The organism is Cupriavidus pauculus (assembly GCF_008693385.1).
Classification (GTDB): Bacteria; Pseudomonadota; Gammaproteobacteria; order Burkholderiales; family Burkholderiaceae; genus Cupriavidus; species Cupriavidus pauculus_D.
This window is the reverse complement of sequence record NZ_CP044067.1, coordinates 2,245,490-2,265,781: the sequence shown is the minus strand read 5'-3', so window position 1 is coordinate 2,265,781 and position 20,292 is coordinate 2,245,490. Positions and strand designations below refer to the sequence as shown.

Annotated in this window: 19 protein-coding genes; 17 read left to right on the top strand and 2 right to left on the bottom strand. The window is 65.5% G+C overall.

The features are described 5' to 3' along the window. The first annotated feature begins 223 nt into the window (after positions 1–223). The 9 genes from FOB72_RS28420 to FOB72_RS28380 all read left to right on the top strand — a co-directional run bounded on the left by FOB72_RS28420 (position 224) and on the right by FOB72_RS28380 (position 9,331). The gene (locus tag FOB72_RS28420; RefSeq protein ID WP_191002290.1) at positions 224–382 is read left to right on the top strand and encodes a hypothetical protein; all 159 of its coding nucleotides are present in this window, start codon (positions 224–226) and stop codon (positions 380–382) included. 129 nt (positions 383–511) lie between these two features. Beyond that, positions 512–1,081 carry a GbsR/MarR family transcriptional regulator gene (locus FOB72_RS28415; protein WP_150377511.1) on the top strand — a complete coding sequence of 190 codons (570 nt, stop codon included), beginning with the start codon at positions 512–514 and terminating at the stop codon, positions 1,079–1,081. Positions 1,082–1,086: 5 nt separating this feature from the next. Further along, the gene (locus FOB72_RS28410) at positions 1,087–2,463 is read left to right on the top strand and encodes a cytochrome ubiquinol oxidase subunit I (protein ID WP_150376462.1); all 1,377 of its coding nucleotides are present in this window, start codon (positions 1,087–1,089) and stop codon (positions 2,461–2,463) included. Beyond that, positions 2,460–3,485, top strand: coding sequence for a cytochrome d ubiquinol oxidase subunit II (locus FOB72_RS28405; RefSeq protein WP_150376460.1), 1,026 nt, complete (start codon positions 2,460–2,462; stop codon positions 3,483–3,485). Before FOB72_RS28410 ends, FOB72_RS28405 begins: the two co-directional genes overlap by 4 nt. Positions 3,486–3,593: 108 nt before the next feature. Beyond that, entirely contained in the window at positions 3,594–4,031 is a 438-nt protein-coding gene (locus FOB72_RS28400) for a MarR family winged helix-turn-helix transcriptional regulator (protein WP_150376458.1), read from the top strand. Between the two features lie 40 nt (positions 4,032–4,071). Then, positions 4,072–5,553, top strand: a complete 1,482-nt coding sequence (locus tag FOB72_RS28395) for an efflux transporter outer membrane subunit (protein WP_150376456.1) — start codon at positions 4,072–4,074, stop codon at positions 5,551–5,553. Positions 5,554–5,573: 20 nt separating this feature from the next. Continuing rightward, positions 5,574–6,779, top strand: coding sequence for an efflux RND transporter periplasmic adaptor subunit (locus FOB72_RS28390; RefSeq protein WP_150376454.1), 1,206 nt, complete (start codon positions 5,574–5,576; stop codon positions 6,777–6,779). 27 nt (positions 6,780–6,806) lie between these two features. Continuing rightward, positions 6,807–8,366 (top strand): DHA2 family efflux MFS transporter permease subunit, encoded by a 1,560-nt coding sequence (locus tag FOB72_RS28385; RefSeq protein ID WP_150376452.1) that lies wholly within the window; start codon positions 6,807–6,809, stop codon positions 8,364–8,366. A gap of 35 nt (positions 8,367–8,401) precedes the next feature. Continuing rightward, entirely contained in the window at positions 8,402–9,331 is a 930-nt protein-coding gene (locus tag FOB72_RS28380; protein WP_150376449.1) for an oxygenase MpaB family protein, read from the top strand. An 11-nt stretch (positions 9,332–9,342) separates the two neighbouring features. On the opposite strand, the gene FOB72_RS28375 is transcribed toward FOB72_RS28380, so the two are convergent. Together FOB72_RS28375 and FOB72_RS28370 are read right to left on the bottom strand one after the other, a co-directional pair. Further along, positions 9,343–10,836, bottom strand: a complete 1,494-nt coding sequence (locus tag FOB72_RS28375; RefSeq protein ID WP_150377510.1) for an MDR family MFS transporter — start codon at positions 10,834–10,836, stop codon at positions 9,343–9,345. A 229-nt stretch (positions 10,837–11,065) separates the two neighbouring features. After that, the gene (locus FOB72_RS28370; RefSeq protein WP_150376447.1) at positions 11,066–13,186 is read right to left on the bottom strand and encodes a methyl-accepting chemotaxis protein; all 2,121 of its coding nucleotides are present in this window, start codon (positions 13,184–13,186) and stop codon (positions 11,066–11,068) included. 715 nt (positions 13,187–13,901) lie between these two features. On the opposite strand from FOB72_RS28370, the gene FOB72_RS28365 reads away from it, so the two are divergent. The 8 genes from FOB72_RS28365 (at position 13,902) to FOB72_RS28330 (ending at position 20,123) form a co-directional block, all read left to right on the top strand. After that, positions 13,902–14,285: an RNA chaperone Hfq gene (locus FOB72_RS28365; RefSeq protein ID WP_411859857.1), complete on the top strand. Its 384-nt coding sequence runs from the start codon at positions 13,902–13,904 to the stop codon at positions 14,283–14,285. Between the two features lie 147 nt (positions 14,286–14,432). After that, positions 14,433–15,620, top strand: a complete 1,188-nt coding sequence (locus tag FOB72_RS28360) for a FliC/FljB family flagellin (protein WP_150376443.1) — start codon at positions 14,433–14,435, stop codon at positions 15,618–15,620. A 126-nt stretch (positions 15,621–15,746) separates the two neighbouring features. Further along, a complete protein-coding gene (locus FOB72_RS28355; RefSeq protein WP_223851608.1) occupies positions 15,747–16,127 on the top strand; it encodes a flagellar protein FlaG in 381 nt (126 codons plus the stop codon). A 38-nt stretch (positions 16,128–16,165) separates the two neighbouring features. Continuing rightward, positions 16,166–17,608, top strand: a complete 1,443-nt coding sequence (fliD, locus tag FOB72_RS28350; RefSeq protein WP_150376441.1) for a flagellar filament capping protein FliD — start codon at positions 16,166–16,168, stop codon at positions 17,606–17,608. Between the two features lie 17 nt (positions 17,609–17,625). Then, positions 17,626–18,075, top strand: a complete 450-nt coding sequence (gene fliS / locus FOB72_RS28345) for a flagellar export chaperone FliS (protein ID WP_150376438.1) — start codon at positions 17,626–17,628, stop codon at positions 18,073–18,075. Position 18,076: 1 nt separating this feature from the next. Then, a complete protein-coding gene (locus FOB72_RS28340; RefSeq protein ID WP_150376436.1) occupies positions 18,077–18,409 on the top strand; it encodes a flagellar protein FliT in 333 nt (110 codons plus the stop codon). A gap of 59 nt (positions 18,410–18,468) precedes the next feature. Beyond that, the gene (locus FOB72_RS28335; RefSeq protein ID WP_150376434.1) at positions 18,469–19,812 is read left to right on the top strand and encodes a flagellar hook-length control protein FliK; all 1,344 of its coding nucleotides are present in this window, start codon (positions 18,469–18,471) and stop codon (positions 19,810–19,812) included. After that, positions 19,809–20,123, top strand: coding sequence for an EscU/YscU/HrcU family type III secretion system export apparatus switch protein (locus FOB72_RS28330; protein WP_150376432.1), 315 nt, complete (start codon positions 19,809–19,811; stop codon positions 20,121–20,123). Before FOB72_RS28335 ends, FOB72_RS28330 begins: the two co-directional genes overlap by 4 nt. Positions 20,124–20,292 lie beyond the last annotated feature (169 nt).

Sequence of the window (20,292 nt, the reverse complement as noted above, 5' to 3'; positions counted from 1 at the left end):
CGGCGCCGCGGTATCGTGACACGCTTCTGGGCGAACAACTTGAAACGGCCGCGTCGAATCCAGAGTAGGAGGCTGCGGCTTGAAGGAAAAAAATGGACCGCACCGAACGACTTCTTGAGCGAGGCTATTTTCCCTCCCAACTGCTCTTAAGCAGATGGCAGACTTTAGCCATTTCTTCGAGTTAGCGAAAGAACTTGCGCGATTAAACGCTGACGAGAGCGTCATGATCTATGCTCTCAAAAAAGCATCTTCTGTCGTTGTCCGAAAGAACAACTGGGATCGCTTCGAAGCTCATGTTTGCCAAGTGGCGATGGGATATCCGAATACTCTGCAAACAGTTGCGAGGATCTTCCAGTGCAATCTGGCTGTCATTGAGACGTGACAGCAGCGCTCGCCCCCCCCCCGCGACACCCCGTCGCACCCCTGTACTTTTCCCTCTCTTTCGTTCTAAACTTTCACAAACTTCTGAAAATTGAAAACGAACCGCCCCCCTATGTCCCCTGCCGTCCCGATGCAACTGTCTCCGCTGGTCCAACGATTCGTCCTGCATTTCGGCGAGATGGGCAGTCGATGGGGGATCAACCGGACCGTGGGGCAGATTTACGCGCTGCTGTTCACCGCATCCCGGCCGCTCAATGCGGACGAGATTGCCGAGGCGCTCTCGTTTTCGCGGTCCAACGTGAGTATCGGGCTCAAGGAGCTCGAGTCGTGGAATCTCGTGCGGTTGTCGCATCAGCCTGGCGACCGGCGCGAGTACTACTCCGCGCCCGACGACGTCTGGGCGATCTTTCGGACGCTGGCCGAGGAGCGGCGCCGGCGCGAGATCGACCCGACGCTGTCGATGCTGCGCGACGTCCAGCTGGAGTCGCCCTCCTCGGCCGAGGATCGCCATGCGCAGGCGCGCATGAAGGAAATGTATGGCCTCATCGTGCTCGTCACCGGCTGGATGGGTGACATGCAGAAGCTCGACGTCGCCACGCTCGAAAAACTGATGCGGCTGGGTTCGCGCGTGACCAAGCTGCTCGAGGTGAAGGACCGCATTGCGTCCGCCGCCAAGTCCACGCGCGCCAAGAAGGAATAAAGGCCATGTTTGCCGAGCTAGATCCGGTGATACTGGCGCGAATCCAGTTCGCCGCCAATATCACCTTCCATATCCTCTTCCCCACGATCAGTATCTCCCTCGCGTGGGTCCTGCTGTTCTTCAAGCTCCGCTACGGCAAGACCGGCGATGAAAGCTGGATGGACGCCTACCGCCTCTGGGTCAAGGTGTTCGCGCTGACCTTCGCGCTCGGCGTCGTCAGCGGCATCACCATGAGCTTCCAGTTCGGCACGAACTGGCCTGGCTATATGGAGACGGTCGGCAATATCGCGGGACCGCTGCTCGCCTACGAAGTCCTTACCGCCTTCTTCCTCGAAGCCACCTTCCTCGGCATCATGCTGTTCGGCATGCATCGCGTCAGCAACCGCATGCATACCATCGCCACGCTGCTCGTCGCCGGCGGCACCACGCTGTCGGCGTTCTGGATCCTCGCGCTGAACTCGTGGATGCAAACCCCCGCCGGCTTCGAGATGATCGACGGCCGCGCGCATGCGACCAGCTGGTTCGAGATCATCTTCAATCCGTCGTTCCCGTACCGCCTCGTACATATGCTGCTCGCCTCGGGACTGACCGTCGCGTTCCTGCTGGCCGGACTCTCGGCATACCGCTGGCTCCGCGGCGATCGCGGCCGCGACACGCTCGCCGCGATGCGCACGGGCGTGATGCTCGGCGCCATCCTCATTCCGCTGCAGATCGTGGCGGGCGACCTGCATGGCCTGAACACGCTGCACCACCAGCCCGCGAAGATCGCCGCGATGGAGGGGATCTGGAAGACCGAGAAGGGCGCGCCCGCCGTGCTGTTCGGCATTCCCAACGCGACCACGCGCAGCAACGACTACGAGATCGCCATTCCGAAGCTTGCCTCGATCTACCTCGCGCATGATCCCGAAGGCGAGATCAAGGGCATCGACGCGTTCGGCGACAAGCACCCGCCCGTGGCACCGATGTTCTACGCGTTCCGCGTGATGGTCGGCATCGGCCTGCTGATGCTCGCCGTCTCGTGGGTGGCCGCATGGCAGTTCCGCAAGCGCGGCGCGCCCGCGCCGTGGATGGCGCGCGCCCTCGTGGCGATGACGTTCTCCGGATGGATCGGCCTGATCGCCGGCTGGTATGTGACCGAGATCGGCCGCCAGCCCTACCTCGTCTACGGTGTGCTCACGACAGCGCAAGCCGCCTCGAAGGTGCCCGCAACGATGATCGGCTCCACGCTCGCGATGTACCTCGCGCTCTATCTCTCGCTGCTGGCCGCCTATATCAGCGTGGTGTTCCATCTTGCGCGCAAGGCCGGAAAGAGCGCTGGGCCCGACTCACGAATCATGACGCCCCAGCCCGTCATCCTCACGCCTGCAAGGAGCGCGCAATGACCCCCGATCTGTCCCAACCCGCGGGCTGGCTCCCGCTCGTTTTCCTCGGCCTGATGGCGCTGTCGATGCTGATCTACGTGATTCTCGACGGCTACGACCTCGGCGTCGGCGTGCTGCTGCGCCGCGCGGACGACGCCGACAAGGACACGATGATCGCGTCGATCGGTCCCTTCTGGGATGCCAACGAAACCTGGCTCGTGCTCGGCGTGGGCCTGCTGCTGACCGCGTTTCCGATCGCGCACGGCGCCATCCTCACGCATCTGTACCTGCCCGTGGCATCGATGCTCGCCGGCCTGATCCTGCGCGGCGTGGCGTTCGACTTCCGCGTGAAGGCGCGCGATCCGCACAAGCCGTGGTGGAATCGCGCGTTCTATGCAGGCTCGCTGCTCGCGAGCTTCTCGCAGGGCCTGATGCTGGGTCTCTATATCACCGGCTTCCGCTATGACTGGCCTCACCTGCTGTTCGCGATCGCCGTGGGCCTGTGCCTCGTGGCCGGCTACTGCGCGCTGGGCGCGGGCTGGCTCGTCATGAAGACCACGGGCAGCCTGCAGAAGCGCGCGACCTACTGGGCCCGCCGCAGCCTGTGGCTGACCGGCGTGGGCGTGACCGCGATCTCGGTGGTCACACCGCTGGTGAGCGATCGCATCTTCGACAAGTGGTTCTCGCTGCCGAACATCATCCTGCTCGCACCGATTCCGCTGGCGACCGTCGCCATCTTCGTCGTGCTCGACCGTCTGCTGCGACGCCTCCCCGCCATGCAGGCGGCCGGTAACGACCGCTGGTGCTGGGTGCCGTTTGCCGGCACGGCCGCGATTTTCCTGATGGCGTTCAACGGCCTCGCCTACAGCCTCTTCCCGTACCTCGTCGTCGATCAGATCGATATCTGGCAGGCGGCCAGCGCGCCGGAGTCGCTTGGCGTGATCCTGATCGGGGCGGTCATCGTGCTCCCCACGATCCTCGGCTACACGGCCTACGCGTACCGCGTGTTCTGGGGCAAGGCCACGGATCTGCGTTACTACTGATCCCCCTCGCCCTCCCGCATTAGTTTTTGCCTATCACCGCGATAGGCAAAATTTTCTTCACTTATCTGATGCATCAGCTATTGTTGCATCAACCAGTTGGAGCACCGCATGGACCATTACACGAAGGACAACTTTCAGATGACGAAGAGCGTGGGCTTTCAGCTCAACCGCGCGCGCAATTCGTTGGTCATGGAACTTGACGGCGCGTTGCAGGAACTGGACATCACGGCTCAGCAGATCGGCATTCTGCTGGGCCTGACGCACGGGGTGGCGAGTACGCCCTACGAACTCTGCAAGATCCTGGCAATCGACACCGGCCTGATGACCCGCATGCTCGACAAGCTCGAGAAGCGCGGCCTGCTGGCGCGTAGCCGAAGCCTGGAGGACCGGCGCGTGGTCAATCTCACGATTACCGACAAGGGTCGTGAAGTGGCCGCTCGCATTCCAGATATCGTCCCGCCAGTGCTGAATCACCGGCTGCGCGACTTCACCCCTGCCGAGTTCGACGAGTTCCTGCGCCTGCTCAACAAATTCAATAACGCCTGAGGGCGGTTTTTCTTTCGCCCATTACCTGATAGGTCAGAAAATGATGAATCAGCATCGGCCACGGACATCACGCGTCACGCGTCTGCTGGCCCCCGCCCTCACGATGGTCGCCGCGGCCGTACTGGCCGGCTGCGCCAACTACGCTGGCATCCATAGCGACAAGCAGATGGCCGAGCCGGCGCAGCTTGCCGCCACCGAAAGCCTGCCCGCGCAGCAGGGGCGCTGGCCCGCCGCGGACTGGGCCGACCAGTTCGGCGACGCGCAGCTCCGGTCGCTGCTCGATGAAGCGATGCAAGGGAGCCCGACGCTCGATATCGCCCGGGCTCGCGTCGATGCGGCGCGCGCCATGAGCGAAAGCGCGAATGCCAACACATTGCCGCGCGTCGGCGCCGGCTATTCGTGGTCGCGCCAGCGGCTCAGCGAGAACGCGCTGATTCCGCCGGGCTTCGGCGGTTCGTGGATCTCGGAGAACAAGGCCGTCCTCGACGCGTCGTACGAGCTCGACCTCTGGGGCAAGAATCGCGAGGCGCTGAAGGCCGCCGTGTCGTCGGTCCGCGCGAGCGAGGCCGACGCCGAACAGGTGCGGCTGACGCTGACCAACGCCATCGCTCGCGCCTATAACGAACTGGCCCGGCTCTATACGTTGCGCGATATCGCGAGCGACGAGGTCGTGCAGCGCCAGGACGTGCTGCGCGTCACCAACGGTCGCGTCACGATGGGCCTCGAAACCGAAGTGGAAAAGCGCACCGCCGAGGCGGACCTCGCCACGGCCGAAGCGGCGCTGTCCGCGCTCGACGGTTCCATCCGCCGTACGCGCTATCAGCTGGGCGCGCTGCTCGGCAAGGGGCCCGATCGCGGCCTCGCGATCGCCAGGCCCGCGCTCGGCGCCGGCGCGGAAGTGCGCCTGCCCGACAACCTGCCCGCGGACCTGCTGTCCCGCCGCCCCGACATCGTGGCCGCGCGGTGGCGCGTCGATGCCACGCTGCACGACATCAAGGTGGCCAAGGCCGAGTTCTATCCGGACATCAACCTGTCCGCGGCGATCGGCCTCGATGCCATCGGCTGGGGCCGCTTCCTGCGCGCGGCCAGCCGTACGGCTTCCGCGGGCCCTGCCATCCATCTGCCGATCTTCGATGGCGGCGCATTGCGCGCGCAGCTCAAGGGCCGATACGCGGACTTCGACTATGCCGTGGCCAACTACAACGAGACGCTGATCAACGCGCTCACGGATGTGGCCACGCAGCTGTCGGATATCCAGTCCATCGACGCGCAGATCGTCAATGCCGAGCGTAGCGATACCGCCGCGCAACGCGCGCAGAAGCTCGCCATCGCGCAGTACAAGGCTGGCCTGACGACGCAGCTCACCGTACTCAACGCCACGACCAACGCGCTCGCGAGCAGCCAGAACGTCGCCAACCTGCGCATGGCGCGCCGCGACCGTCAGATCGCGCTGGCGTCCGCGCTCGGCGGGGGCTTTACCGATGCTTCCGACTCGATCCGGCAGGCAGCCGTCACGCAATAAATCCGAACACAGGTGTCATCATGAACGCAGAGAACAAAACCGAAACCACGGCGATCAAGTCCTCCGAAACAACGACCGCCAACGTCAATCCCTCGGCAGGCAAGCGCAAGAAGCTGCTGGCCGCGCTCGGCCTCGTCAGCGCGCTTGCCGCGATCGGCTACGGCACGTACTACTACACCGTCGCGCGCTTCCACGAAGAAACCGACGACGCCTACGTCAACGGCAACCTCGTGCAGATCACGCCGCAGGTCACCGGTACGGTGGTCACCGTGAACGCCGACGATACGCAGGTGGTCAAGGCCGGCGAGCCGCTGGTCACGCTCGACCCCGCCGACGCGCGCATCGCGCTGGCGAATGCGGAGGCCTCGCTCGGCCAAACCGTACGCCAGGTCAGCGCGCTATACGTCAACAACAATGTACTGGCCGCCACCGTGCGCCAGCGCGAAGCCGACCTGTCGCGCGCACAGTCCGATCTGCGCCGCCGCACCGAAGTCACCGAGACCGGTGCGGTCTCCGCGGAAGACGTCGCGCATGCCCGCGATGCGGTGAAGATTGCGGCAGCCGCGCTCGATACCGCGCGCCAGCAACTTACCGCCAACCACGCGCTGACGGATCGCAGCAACGTGGCCGAGCACCCGAGCGTGCAGGCCGCCGCCGCGAAGGTCCGCGATGCCTGGCTCGCCAACGCGCGCAACACGCTGCCCGCACCGGTCACGGGGTACGTCGCGCGCCGTTCGGTGCAGGTGGGCCAGCGCGTGGCGCCGGGCAATCCGATGATGGCCGTCGTGCCGCTCGACGGCGTGTGGGTCGATGCGAACTTCAAGGAAGTCCAGCTGCGCCATCTGCGCATCGGGCAACCGGTGGAGCTGCGTGCCGATGTCTATGGCAGCAAGGTGACGTACCACGGCAAGGTGGTCGGCTTCGCGGCCGGCACCGGCAGCGCGTTCTCGGCGCTGCCCGCGCAGAACGCCACGGGTAACTGGATCAAGGTTGTGCAGCGCCTGCCGGTGCGCATCGAACTCGATCCGGCCGAGTTGCGCGCGCATCCGCTGCAGATCGGCCTGTCGATGGCCGTCGATGTAGACACCAAGGGGACCGGCGCGGAGCTCGGCACGGCCAACACCGCGTACCGCACGCGCTATGCCACCGAGGTGTTCGAGCGCCAGGGCGAGGAAGCCGATCGCGAGATCGCGCGGATCATCGCGCAGAACGGCTCGCAAGGCTGACGCACCAGTCCCCCATCGGAGCGCATCATGTCCTCTCAGGCACCGACCACCCCGCCACCGCTGACCGGCACCCGTCTGCTGCTCGGCAGCTTCGCGGTCGCGCTGGCCACTTTCATGAACGTGCTGGACTCGTCGATCGCGAACGTCGCGATTCCGACGATTTCCGGCAACCTCGGCGTGTCCGTCGACGAGGGGACATGGGTGATCACGCTGTTCGCGGCCGCCAACGCCGTGTCCATTCCCCTCACCGGCTGGCTGACGCAGCGCATCGGCCAGGTGCGATTGTTCGTCGGCGCCCTGCTGATGTTCGTACTGTCCTCATGGCTGTGCGGCATCGCGCCGAACCTCACCATCCTGCTGGCCGCGCGTATCCTGCAGGGCGCGGTAGCCGGACCGCTGATCCCGCTCTCGCAGGCCCTGCTGCTCGGCTCGTTCCCCAAGGACAAGAGTTCGTCCGCGCTCGCGTTGTGGGCGATGACCGCAACGGTGGGCCCGATTGCCGGCCCCGCGCTCGGCGGCTGGATCACGGACAGCTATTCGTGGTCGTGGATCTTCTATATCAACGTGCCGGTCGGCCTGTTCGCGGCCGCGGTCACGTGGGCCGTCTATCGCGACCGCGAGTCGAAGACGCGCAAGCTGCCGATCGACCTCGTCGGCCTCGCCTCGCTGGTCACCTGGGTCGGCGCGCTGCAGATCATGCTCGACAAGGGCAAGGATCTGGACTGGTTCAACTCGCCCGTGATCGTCACGCTTGGCGTGGTGGCGCTGCTCGGCTTTGTCTTCTTCCTTATCTGGGAGTTGACCGAGCCCAATCCGATCGTCGATCTTCGCCTGTTCAAGGGCCGCAACTTCCTGGCGGGCACGGTGGCGATCTCGGTCGGCTACGCAGTGTTCTTCGCGAACCTCGTGGTGCTGCCGCAGTGGATGCAGCAATACCTCGCCTATCCCGCCGTCAATGCGGGACTGGTGACCGCACCGCTCGGCATCTTCGCGGTGATCCTCGCGCCCGTGGTCGGCAAGTTCCTGCCGAAGGCGGAATTGCGCGTGCTCGCCACGCTGTCGTTCCTCGGCTTCGCGGCCGTGTTTTTCATGCGGTCCAACTACACCACGGGCGTCGATACCTTCACGCTCGTGCTGCCGACCTTGCTGCAGGGCATTCCGATGGCGCTGTTCTTCGTGCCGCTGACCGCGATCATCCTGTCGGGCCTGTCGCCGGACAAGATTCCCGCGGCGGCCGGCTTGTCGAACTTCGCGCGCGTATTCTGCGGCGCGGTAGGGACGTCGCTGGCCACCACGGGCTGGAACAACCGCTCCATCCTGCATCACGCGCAGCTGGCCGAGCAGGCAAACCCGAACAACCCGACCTATGTGGCCGCGATCGATGGCATCCAGCGCACGCTGAATTTCTCGCCGGACCAGGCCATCGCGTTCTTCGAGCGCAGCCTGAACACGCAGGCCGTGATGCTGGGGCTCAACGATATCTTCTGGATCTCGAGCCTGACGTTCGTGGTGATCATTCCGCTGATCTGGTTCACGCGTCCCGCGCGTAACGGCGGCGGTGCGGCGGCCGCCGCGGGCGCGCACTGAGGACAGCCTGGCGGCGCGCGTAGTATGCTGCCGCCATGGATGTCAACACGCGCCCCAACCGTCTGATCTCGCGCCTGCGCAACCATGCGGGCGCGCAGGTTCGCGCGATCACGCGCAGCAATTCGGGGCTCACGCTCGACTACGACAACCCGCCCGGCGACCCCGGACTCTTCGGACCCGATGCGGTTTGCTGGCGCGTGCATGCCGATTTCCCCGCGATGCTTGCCGGCGGTGTGAGTGCATTGCTGCTGCAGGCGCTGCATCCGCTGGCCCTCTCCGGCGTCTGGGATCACTCGACGTTTCGCGTCGATATGCAGGGGCGCCTCGGGCGCACCGCGCAGTTCATCGCTGGCACCACGTACGGTAACCGCGCCGATGCGATGCGGTTGATCGAACGCGTGCGCCGTATCCATGCGGGCATTCGCGGCACCGCGCCCGATGGGCGGCCCTACGCGGCAGACGATCCGGCGTTGCTGACGTGGGTCCATGTAGCCGAGGTGTCGAGCTTCATGGCCGGTTACCTGCGCTATGTAGGGCCGCTTTCCGCCGCCGAGCAGGATCGCTACTTTGCGGAGGAGGCGCGCATCGCGGCGCTGCTGGGGGCACCCGATGTGCCGGCCTCGCGCGCGGCCATCGATGCCTATCTTGCCGCGCAGCGGCCTTTTCTGGTGGCGAGCGAGCGGACGCACGAGGTGGTGCGGCTCGTGATGTCGATGCCCGTTCCGCGACGGCAGTTGCTGCCGGCTGTACGGGTGATGACCGATGCGGGGGTGGCGTTGCTGCCCGCGTGGGCGCGGGAGATGTTGCGGCTTGACGGTGCGTCGCTGCGGCGGCCGATTTCGCTTGCGGCGATGCGGGTGCTGGCGCCTACGATGCGGTGGACGCTTGGGGCCGGGTTAGCGGCGCGGGCGCGCCGGCGGGCGCTGATGCCCTCTCCCGACGGAGAGGGCGCCGACCCGCGATAGCGCAACGCGCGTTACTCCGCTGCGGCAGCCGCCGCCTTGGCCGCCTCCGCCGGGCTGCCGCGCAGCGCGACCTCCTTGAGTCGCATGACGAGGAACGGCGAGATCAGCGAAACCGCCGCGCTCAGCAGGAACAGCGTGCGAAACGCGTGTTCCGCCGCCGCGCGGACGGCGGCCGCGTCGGCCTGGTCGGCGCCGCCCAGCGCCCGGCGGAACATGCTCATCAGCACATCCTCGCCCGCATGCCCCGTCGACATCGCCACGCCGCTATGCCGCAGCAGCGCGATGAGCACCGTCGTCAGCACCGCCACGCCGACCGCGCCGCCCAGCAGGCGCGAGAAAGCGGTGAGTGCCGTCGCGATGCCCATCTGCTGTTGCGGCACCGCGTTCTGCGTCGCCACGAGGCCACTCGGGAATTGAAGGCCGAGCGACAGGCCGAGCACCACCATCACCAGCAGGCTCGGCAGCACGTCGTGCACGGGCACGAACGCCAGCCCGACGATCGCGATCGGTGCGACGACCGAGCCCGTCATCTGCAGCGGCTTGTAGCGCCCCGTCCACGACATCATGCGCCCGGCGATAAACGCGCCGAACGGAATCGCAAGCGTCAGCGGGACCAGACGCAGCGCCGCGATATCGGCGGGCGCGCCGCCCACCACCTGGAACCGCAGCGGCAGCAGCACCGACATCGCGATCAGTTGGAAGAAGCACAGGAACAGCGTCGTGCAGCAAATGGCCACGGTCGGCACGGCAAGCAGATCGAGCGGGATCACCGGATCGGTCGCGCGGCGCTCCTGCCAGACGAAGATCGCGAGCCCCAGCAGACCCGCGAGCAACAGGCCGATCGACTCGGCTTCGAGCGGCGAATGCCCCTGCCCGAGGCGCGTGAGGAAGACGAGCACACCGGTGAGACCGCCGCCGAACAGCAACGCGCCCGGATAGTCGATGCGATGGCGCCGGCCGCTGACCGGCAGATGGCGCAGCGTGCGCCGCACGACGACCAGCGCAATCAGCGCGAGCGGCAGGTTGATCCAGAAGATCCAGCGCCACGACAGCCAGTGCGCGAGGTAACCGCCGATAACGGGACCCGCCATGCTGGCCACGGCCCACACGCCGCTGACATAGCCCTGATACCGGCCGCGCTCGCGCAGCGGCACCACGTCGCCGATGGTCGCCTGCGATACCGAGATCAGGCCGCCACCCCCGAGCCCCTGCAGGATGCGCGCGAGAATCAGCATCGGCATCGACGTCGCCATCGCGCAGAACACCGATGCGAGCGTGAACAGGATGATCGAGAAACTGAGCACGGCGCGCCGGCCGAGCACGTCGGAAAGCTTGCCGTAGATCGGCGTCACCACCGTGGAGGCGACGAGGTAGGCCGAAATCACCCACGCCATGTCGTCGAAACCGTTGAGCTGCAGCGCAATATCGGGCAGCACGACCGCGACGATCGATTGCTCGAGCGCGCCCAGCAGGATGGCGAGCATCAGGCCGAACAGCACCTGCATGACGGGCACCTGTGGCAATGGCGCCTGTGTGGCGGAAGCAGCGGCAGCGGAGACTGCACTGTCTCGGGCGGGGGAGGAGGAAGACATGGAGCGCGGCAGACGGCGGCGCTCGGGGCTCATGGATGTGCCGATGTGCGGCACGGGCCCTCGTTGGCCTTGTCTGCTCTTGTGATCAAGGAGAACCGCCATTGTAGGCGAGTTCTCCTTCGACGCGCATGTCCGCTTTCTTTCAGAAAGTTTCCCACTCGCCGGCGCCGGCGGTCGCGAGCGCGGGGCTCGCGGCCGGGCGGGCATGGCCCGGACGGCGCGCGGGCTGCAATACCGGCTCGCGGCGCTGACGCTCCACCGGACCGCGCGCTTTGGCCGGTGTCGCCGGCGTGCGCGTGGGCAGCACGGAAGCCTGCGGCTTGCGCGTCACCGGCGGGCGGACCGCTGCGGGGACGGCGGGTTCGCGCGTGGCGCGCGGTGCCGGGGCGGCCGTCGGTTGGGCGGGGCGCTTCGTCTCGGCAGGCGCCGGGCGCGCCGCAGCCGGAGCGGCCGCCGCGTTCACCGGGCGCGAGATGGCGCGCACGCGCGTGGCGGGCGCCGTCGTCGCGGACGAGGCAGCGGGCTCGCGCACGACTGCGGGAGTCGGCGAAGGCAAGGCGCGTCCGGTGCGAGCCGCGGACGAGGTGGATGCGGACGCGAGGGCGGGCAGGCGCGATGGCAGCGCGCGTGCGGAAGGTGCGGAAGGTGCGGCAAGGGCGGGCACTGCGGCATGGGCGATGGCTGCGCGGCTCGTCGCGGCACCCTGCGTGCCGCCGATATCGAACTTGGCGACTTCGGTCACCAGCCCCTGCGCCTGCTGCAGCAGGCTTTCGGCGGCCGCCGCGGCCTCTTCGACGAGCGCCGCGTTCTGCTGCGTCACGCCTTCCATCTGGGTAATGGCCAGGCTCACCTGCTCGATGCCGGCCGACTGCTCCTGGCTCGCCGCGGTGATCTCGCCCATGATGTCCGTCACGCGGCGGACCGCGCCGACGATATCGTCCATGGTCCTGCCCGCCTGCTCCACCTGCTTCGCGCCGTCCTGCACCTGCCGGACCGACCCGTTGATCAGTTCGCCGATTTCCTTCGCCGCCGCGGACGACCGCTGCGCCAGCGTGCGCACTTCCGCCGCCACGACCGAGAAGCCCCGGCCCTGCTCGCCCGCGCGCGCCGCTTCCACGGCCGCGTTGAGCGCAAGAATATTGGTCTGGAACGCAATGCCCTCGATCACCCCGATGATCTCGGTCACGCGCTGCGACGACTTCGAGATGCCGTCCATCGTCTCCACCACGCCGCGCACGGCACGGCCGCCCTGGCTGGCCACGTCGGATGCATTCACCGCGAGCTGGTTGGCCTGGCGCGCGTTCTCGGCGTTCTGACGCACCGTCGAGGTCAGCTGCTCCATCGATGCAGCGGTCTGTTCGAGCGAGGCCGCCTGCTCTTCCGTACGCTGGGACAAATCCGTGTTGCCGGTGCTGATCTCGCGCGCGGCGGTGTCGATCGAGCCCGCCGCCTGCTGAATGCCATGCACAAGGCTGCGCAATTGACCGAAGGCCCCTTCGAGCGCGCCGAGCATGCGGCCCATTTCGTCCTGGCTGCGCACCTCGATCGTATGGCCGAGCCGGCCGGCCGACAGCGCCTCGGCCGCGTCCAGCGCGTGCCGGGCGGGCCGCGTGATGGAACGCGTGATGGCCATGCCGAGCATGGCAGCGACCACCGCGGCCACGATGGCCAGGCCAATCAGCACGTCACGTGTGAGCTCGTACCGCTCGCTTGCGGTACCGACGGCGGAGATCGCCATCTTGCGGCCCGATGCCGAGAGTTCGTCGAGCTTCTCGAAATACGGCACCTGCGCCGGACCCAGCCCATTGGCGAGACCGCTTCGCGCGCCGTCGAAGTCGCTGGCCCGCAGTTGCTGGATCACGGCATCGAGCTGCTTGTTATAGCCTTCGCGCGCCTGCGTCAGCGAGTCCAGCATCGCCTTGCGATCGGGATGGCCCGACTGCTCGAGCAGCTTGCTGAATTCCCCGAGCGTGCGCGCCACGTCCTCGCGCACGGCGACGATGCGCTCGGCATTGCGCGTGACGATCGCCGGATCCTGCGACAGTGCCGCGTCGCGCACCAGCATGCCGATCTGTTGCGCGTCGCCCTTGACGCGATTGAGGTCCAGCACGCGCAGCAGACGCTGCTCGACGGCCGTATGCATGGCGTCGTTCATGCCATGGAGCGACGACACGCCCACTGCCGCCACGGCGGCCAGCAACACGACCACCAGCAGAAATGCCAGGGACAGCCTTGTCCCGATGCCTGTATTTCGCAAGCCCATCACCGTTCCCCTTCTCTCTTGTTCGCTTTGGTTTGGCAGGAGCGGCGTATCACCCCCGGCAGTTCAGGCCATGCGGGGGGACGCACGGAGGCCCTAACGGCGTGGCCGGAAGGCGACTTGAGGCGGAATTTGAAATGACGGGTAAAACACTGGCAGTTCGGCAAATTGACCCGCTGCCGGGTGGCGTCTAATAGCTCCCGTGCACTCTGAAGGATATGGAGCGACGCGGGCTCGCCAAAAAAAGAAGCCCACGCGCGGGGTGCTCGTAGGCTTTCAGGACTGCTGTAGAAGAACCGGACTTTTGGCTCAGGCCACGAATATAAACCCGCTTACATGAGGTGTAAATCGACCTTCTATCAGGGAAACCCCTGATGGTGGGTGTAAGTGGCAAGTGAATTTCTTCACTAAAAACATTCGAAGGCATCACTTTTGGCGCTGCCGAGAGATAACGGCAGCATCTTCACAAACCTTGAGTCTTTGGTTTGTGCCGATCGCGATTCTTTTGGCAAGTCTGTAACTCTCAATCCGAGAGTTACCTCAACCTCACAATTTTCACAACGATATTGTTAGAGCAAACGCTCTAGCCGATGGTCAGCGCTCGCTCTCGTCACGATTTGTAAAACTTTGTTACCCTTTGGCCTGAAGTATTCCCCTTCTCTTCTGGCAGCGCCCGATAAACAAGGCGACTGCGGGATCTCCCGCGCCGGTACCGAGAGTGAATGTTTCATCCCTCGTATCGTCGTCAGCCGCCAGATCCCTTGTGGGCTCTTCCGGAGAAGTTGTGAAGCAGGAAAAAAAGGCCTCCAGACCCAGTCGCAAACTACAGCACCTGCAATTTGCGGCCCACAGCGCCAGTCGCGTTCCGGTCATCGTCCACTTGTCGAACGGCACACGCCTCACGGGCGTGGTCATCGCTTCGGACAATTACATGCTGCTGCTCGGGCAGGATCTCGACGATCCGACGCCCGTGCTGGTGTACAAGCGCGCCGTCACGGTGGTGACGCCGGCCGGCCCCGAGGGCGAGGCCGTGGTGCCGGACGCGGAAACCTCGCCGGATTTCGTGCGCCTGTTCGTACCGCGCACCCGCAAGCGCCGCTGAGCACAACTCTAGTAAAAGTCACACTAAAGCTTCCCCACCGCTGGTCGATAACCCTTGCAACGGAGGCACTCTACCCCTGCTCCAGCAGGCAGCCAACGTTACGGCACCCGCCGGAATGCCTAAAACATTGCAAATAGGAGTCGTACCATGGCGCAAGTCATCAACACCAACATTCTGTCTCTGCAAACGCAGAGCAACCTGAACACCTCGCAAGCTTCGCTGAACAGCGCGATCCAACGCCTGTCGTCGGGTCTGCGCATCAACAGCGCAAAGGACGACGCCGCTGGCCAAGCCATCGCCAACCGCTTCACCGCCAACATCCGCGGCCTGACGCAAGCTTCGCGTAACGCCAACGACGGTATCTCGATCGCTCAAACGACCGAAGGCGCGCTGACCGAAGTCAACAACAACCTGCAACGTGTCCGTGAACTGTCGGTGCAAGCCGCCAACGGCACGAACTCGGGTTCGGACCTGAAGTCGATCCAGGACGAAATCAAGCAGCGTCTGGCTGAAATCGACCGCGTGTCGTCGCAAACCCAGTTCAACGGTGTGAAGGTTCTGGCCAAGAACCAGAACATGACGATCCAGGTTGGCGCGAACGACGCTGAAACCATCACGATCGGCCTGCAGCAAATCACGTCGAAGACCCTGGGCATCTCGGGCTTCAGCGTTGCTGGCCCGCAAGGCACGACCGGCACGATCGCCAACGGTACCGCTGTTACCGCCATCTTCGGCAACGGCGCAACCGGCACCAGCGCAACCGGCGTGTCGGCTGCCGACATCCAGCGCGCTCTGGGCCTGAACACCTCGTCGGCTATCAACGCCCAAGACCTGGTGCAAGACTCGAAGGGCAACCTGTTCGTTCGCGTGAGCATGACCGGCCTGACCGCCGCCGACGACACGGCTCTGTCGGCCAAGGGCTTCGCTGGCAACGGCACGGCTACCTCGACGACGATGTACATCGCCGTCAAGGCAAGCGACGCCGTGAACAACGGTACGACCGCTGGCTTCACGATCAACGGTGCAGCGCTGACGTCCTCGGACTTCCAGCAAACCGCTACGACGAACCCGCTGGCCACGATGGACGCCGCACTGTCCACGGTGGACAACCTGCGTTCGGCCCTGGGTGCTGTGCAAAACCGGTTCGAATCGACGATCAACAACCTGAGCACGACGGTGAACAACCTGTCGGCTTCGCGTTCGCGCATCGAAGACGCTGACTACGCAACGGAAGTGTCGAACATGACCCGCGCGCAGATCCTGCAACAAGCTGGTACGTCGGTGCTGTCGCAAGCCAACCAGACGACCCAGAACGTGCTGTCGCTGCTGCGTTAATCACGCCGCAGGAAAGGCCGGGCCGCAAGGCCCGGCCTTTTTGCCGGAATGTTTTGCAGGCAGACCGCTGCCTGCAAAGCGTTTCAACAGGACACTGACCCGAGCCTTTTCGGACGGAGAAAGACCATGGCACACCCTAATACCGTTTCGATGCCCCCGGCGCAGGTCGCCGCGCATCCCGCCACGAGCCAGGCGCCAGCGCCGGCCGGCGCGGCCAAACTGCCTGGCGAGCCGCAACGCGCGGCGGACCCCGCTGCCCCGTCTTTCTCCAGGAACTCCGATTCGTCCTCCGACACCACCGGTGCCGTGCAGGAGCTCGTCGATGTTCTCAAGACGACGTCGATCGGCCTGCGATTCGAGATCGACGACAAGACGCACCGCGTCATCACCAAGGTGATCGACAAGGACACGGGCGAGGTCATCCGGCAAATGCCGAACGAGGAAGTCCTGCGCGTCGCCCGCGCGATCGACAAGTTGCAGGGTCTGTTTGTCAGTCACGCCGTGTAGAACGGCATCCAGTTGAAGAAAAAAACAAGGTAAAGAACATGGCAGGAATCTCCAACATCGGTGTCGGTTCGGGTCTGAATCTGCAGGATCTGCTCACGTCGTTGCAGACCAACGAGAATCTGGCGCTTACGCCCATCCAGGATCAGGCCACCGCCTATCAGGCGAAGCTGTCGGCTTACGGCAAGATCAAGAACGCACTGGATGCGTACCAGGCGGCAGCAAAGAACCTGACGAATCCGAAGACCTTCTCCGTGGTGAAGGCGGCCGTCAGCAACGGCATCCTGACCCCCACGACGAGCACCGACTCCGTGCCGGGCAGCTACGCCATCAAGATCACGAAGCTCGCACAGGCGCAGACGCTGGCCTCGGCGGGTCAGGCCAGCCAGACCACGGCGATCGGCGGCGGCACCATTACGTTCGATTTCGGCAAGGACCTTGCCACCGGCGGCGCGCCGACCAGCACCAAGACGGTCACCATCGGTTCCGACACGTCGCTGCAGGGCATCCGCGATTCGATCAACAAGGCCGACGTCGGCGTGAAGGCCAGCATCGTCAATGACGGTTCGGGCACGCCCTATCGTCTGGTGCTGACGTCCGCCAAGACCGGCGAAGACATGTCCATGCGCGTGAGCGCCAGCGACAGCGCGGTCAGCAACGTCCTCGCATTCGATCCGACGCAAGCGACGCAGCCGAACGGCATGCAGGAAAAGATCAAGGCCGGCAACGCCGCCCTCACGGTGAACGGCATCGACATCGTCAGCCAGGAAAACACCGTCAAGGACGCCGTACCGGGCACCACGCTCGCCTTGACCGCAACCGGCGACACCACGCTGACCACGACGCAGGACAACGACGCCATCAAGAAGGCCGTCACGGACTTCGTGAGCGCCTACAACGCACTGCTGACGGAGGCCGCGACGCAGACGGCGTTCGACACCAGCGCCAACAAGCCTGGCGATCCTTCGAGCTCGTCGCCGCTGACTGGCGATGCCACGCTGCGCAACATCCAGACCAGCCTGCGCTCGATGCTCAATGCCGGCCTGCCCGATGGCAAGGGTGGCACGCTGTCGCTGTCGCAACTGGGTATCTCGTTCGACCTCGACACGTCCAACAAGGGTCAGAACTACGGCAAGCTCAAAGTCAACGACGACAAGCTCGACGCCGCGATCCGCGACAACGCTTCGGGCATGTCCGCATTCTTCGGCGGCGTGAACGGCAGCAAGGGCCTGGGCAACACGATTTCGGACTATGTTGATGGCCTCAACGCCGATGGCGGCGCACTGAATGCCGTGACCACCGGCCTGACCGACTCGCTCAAGGACCTGAACGACAAGTACACCCAGACCCAGGACCGCATCCAGACGACCATGGACCGCTACAAGGCTCAGTTCACGGCACTCGATGCACTGGTCGCCCAGCTGAACCAGACCAAGTCCTACCTGACGCAACAGTTCGCGTCGCTGTCCAGCAGCAACAAGTAACACTTTCGGAGATCGCCATGTTCGCGCGCCAAGGTATCAACGCTTACGCCCAGGTCGGTGTCCAGACCGGCGTCATGAACGCGAGCCCGCACAAGCTCATCGTCATGCTGTACGACGGTGCCCGCTCGGCCATCGCGCGCGCAAAGTTCCACATGGAGAACGGCGAAACGGAAGCGCGCGGCAACGCGATCTCCAAGGCAATCAATATCATCGACAACGGTCTCAGAGCCGTGCTGGATCATGAGGCAGGCGGAGACATCTCCGCCAACCTCGAGTCTCTCTACGAATACATGACGCGCCGGCTCCTGCTGGCAAATCTGCGCAACGACGCCACCCTGCTGGATGAAGTCGATGCACTGCTCGAGAACCTGGCCTCGGCGTGGGCCGCCATAGGCGACCCCGCGGCATCCGAAACCCAGCAGCCCTCCCTGGCAACCGAGGCTCAGCCTGCGCTGCAAGAATCCTGAAATGCTGTCTATGTCCCCTATCGTTCGTAGCTATGAAGAGCTGCTGTTGCTCTCAGAGCAAATGCTCGAAGCCGCGCGTGCCGGAAACTGGGACGCGATGAGCGAACTGCAGCAGGTCTACCTGGCCGAGGTCGAGCGCCTGCGCCAGCTGGACCATGCCGTGCCCTTTTCCGACAACGAGCGCCTGCGCCGCTTCCAGTTGCTCGAGCGCATTCTGGCGTTCGATGCGCGCATCCGCGATCTCACGATGCCGCGCCTCGCGCAACTGGGTAGCCTGCTCAACAACTCGCGCACGCAGATGAGCCTGCACCGCGCGTACGGCGCAGTAGTCTAGACGTCCCGCCCCTTACCCGAGGGGCGACGGTCGCGCCCCGCGTTTCCTGATACGTGCCCATGACCGGCGTTCATCTGCCTCCCAGCCTTCTTCCCGGGCACACTCCCGATCCGCAGCTGACGCGGCCATCCCTGACGATCGACAGGCTTGCCGCGCTGATGCCGGCGCCCGAGGTCACGCAGGGCGACGTGCAGTCGTCCACGGGCGGCGCGCTGCCGACACGTCAGCCGAATGGCGTCGCAGCAGGCGCCGGCAATCTGGCGAACGCTGCCCAGACCACATCCACACGCGAGACGCTCAGCTTCGCGGCGCGCGCCATCCTGGACGTGATGGGCAACGCCGACTCCGTTCCCATGCGCGCGGCATCGCCGCTGTTGCCTTCCGCGCCCGCCGCCGGCACCGCGCCCGCATCCGCAGCCGCGATGGCGAACGGACTGGCCGCACTGGTTGGCGAGAGCGGCCTGTTCTACGAGTCGCACCTCGAACAATGGGTCAGCGGCATGCGCCCCTTGACCTCGCTGCTGGCGGAACCGCAGGGCCCGCTGCGCCAGCCGGTCGCACCCGGTAGCCAGCCGCCGGCGAACGCCGCACCGCAGCCGAGCCCGGGCCCGGTCGCCATGCTGCCCTACAGCGGCCCCGCAACGCCTCCGTCACCACAGAGCAACCCGGCCGCCACGCTGGCGGAACTGACGCGCCCTGTCGTCTTCCCGCCTGCCAGTACGCATGGCGCCCCGATTCCCGTCAACGCCGCCTCCCACGACGCAGTGGCCGCGGAAGTCCTGCGCGCGAACAACCGTATCCGCCAGTCGTCACCGGGAGGCGCAAGTCCGGCGGGGACAGTCGGCGACGAACGCCGCGCGGCGCAGGCCAGCGCGGCAGCACAGGCGTATCAGGCGACGGCAGAGGTCTCGCACGACGGCTATCACATCGCGCGGGCACAGCGCGAGGCCGCCATCGCCAACTGGAACACGCCCGACCCGACCCCTTCTCCCACCGACACGGGGCCGCCCGTGCATCCCGCGACCGAAGGCGTGGTGCGCCAGCAGCTGGAACTGCTGGCAACGCAGCAGTTCCGCTTTGCGGTCGATGCATGGCCAGGCATGCCCGTCGATTGGGAGGTCACGCGCCATGAAGGCGGACAACAACGCGAGGGCGCGGCGGAAGGGACGGCACAATGGAGCACGCGCGTGCGGCTGTCGCTGCCACAACTCGGCAACGTCGAGGCCGTGCTCACGCTGGGCGCGCGCGGGCTGGAAGCGCGGCTGCTCACCCATGACGACAGCGCCGCCGCACGCCTCGCCGAGACGCGGGATACCTTCCGGCAGCAACTGGAAGCCCGAGGTATCGCGCTCTTGAACCTGCAGGTCCAGACCGCGGACGTGGCGGACGGAGCGGCAGCATGAGCCACCAGAACAACCCGGACCACAGCGCCGATCGCAACGCCGCCGTAGCGCTGGCCTATGCCGCCAGGGACAACGCGCCCCGAGTCGTGGCCAAGGGATACGGCGTATCCGCCGAAGCCATCATTGCGCGCGCGCGGGAGGCCGGCGTCTACGTGCACGGCTCGCCCGCGCTCGTGAATCTGCTCATGCAGATCGACATGGACAGCCAGATTCCGCCGCAACTGTATGTCGCGGTGGCGGAACTGCTGACGTGGCTCCATCAGGTCGAGGCCGCTTCGGACTCGCCCGCGCCGATCCCCGCCCTCCCCTGAGAACGTTGCCTGGCGCGTCTTCCCAGCCAGGAGACGAACTCGCCACGCGGTACGAAATAGCGCCAATTTAGTCCCGTGTTCGGGCCAATGGCGCGCATTCCCCTTTGTTAAGGTTTTAGCATCGGCCAACCCATAAAGCTCTGGGTGGCAATGTGCCTAAACAAAGCAG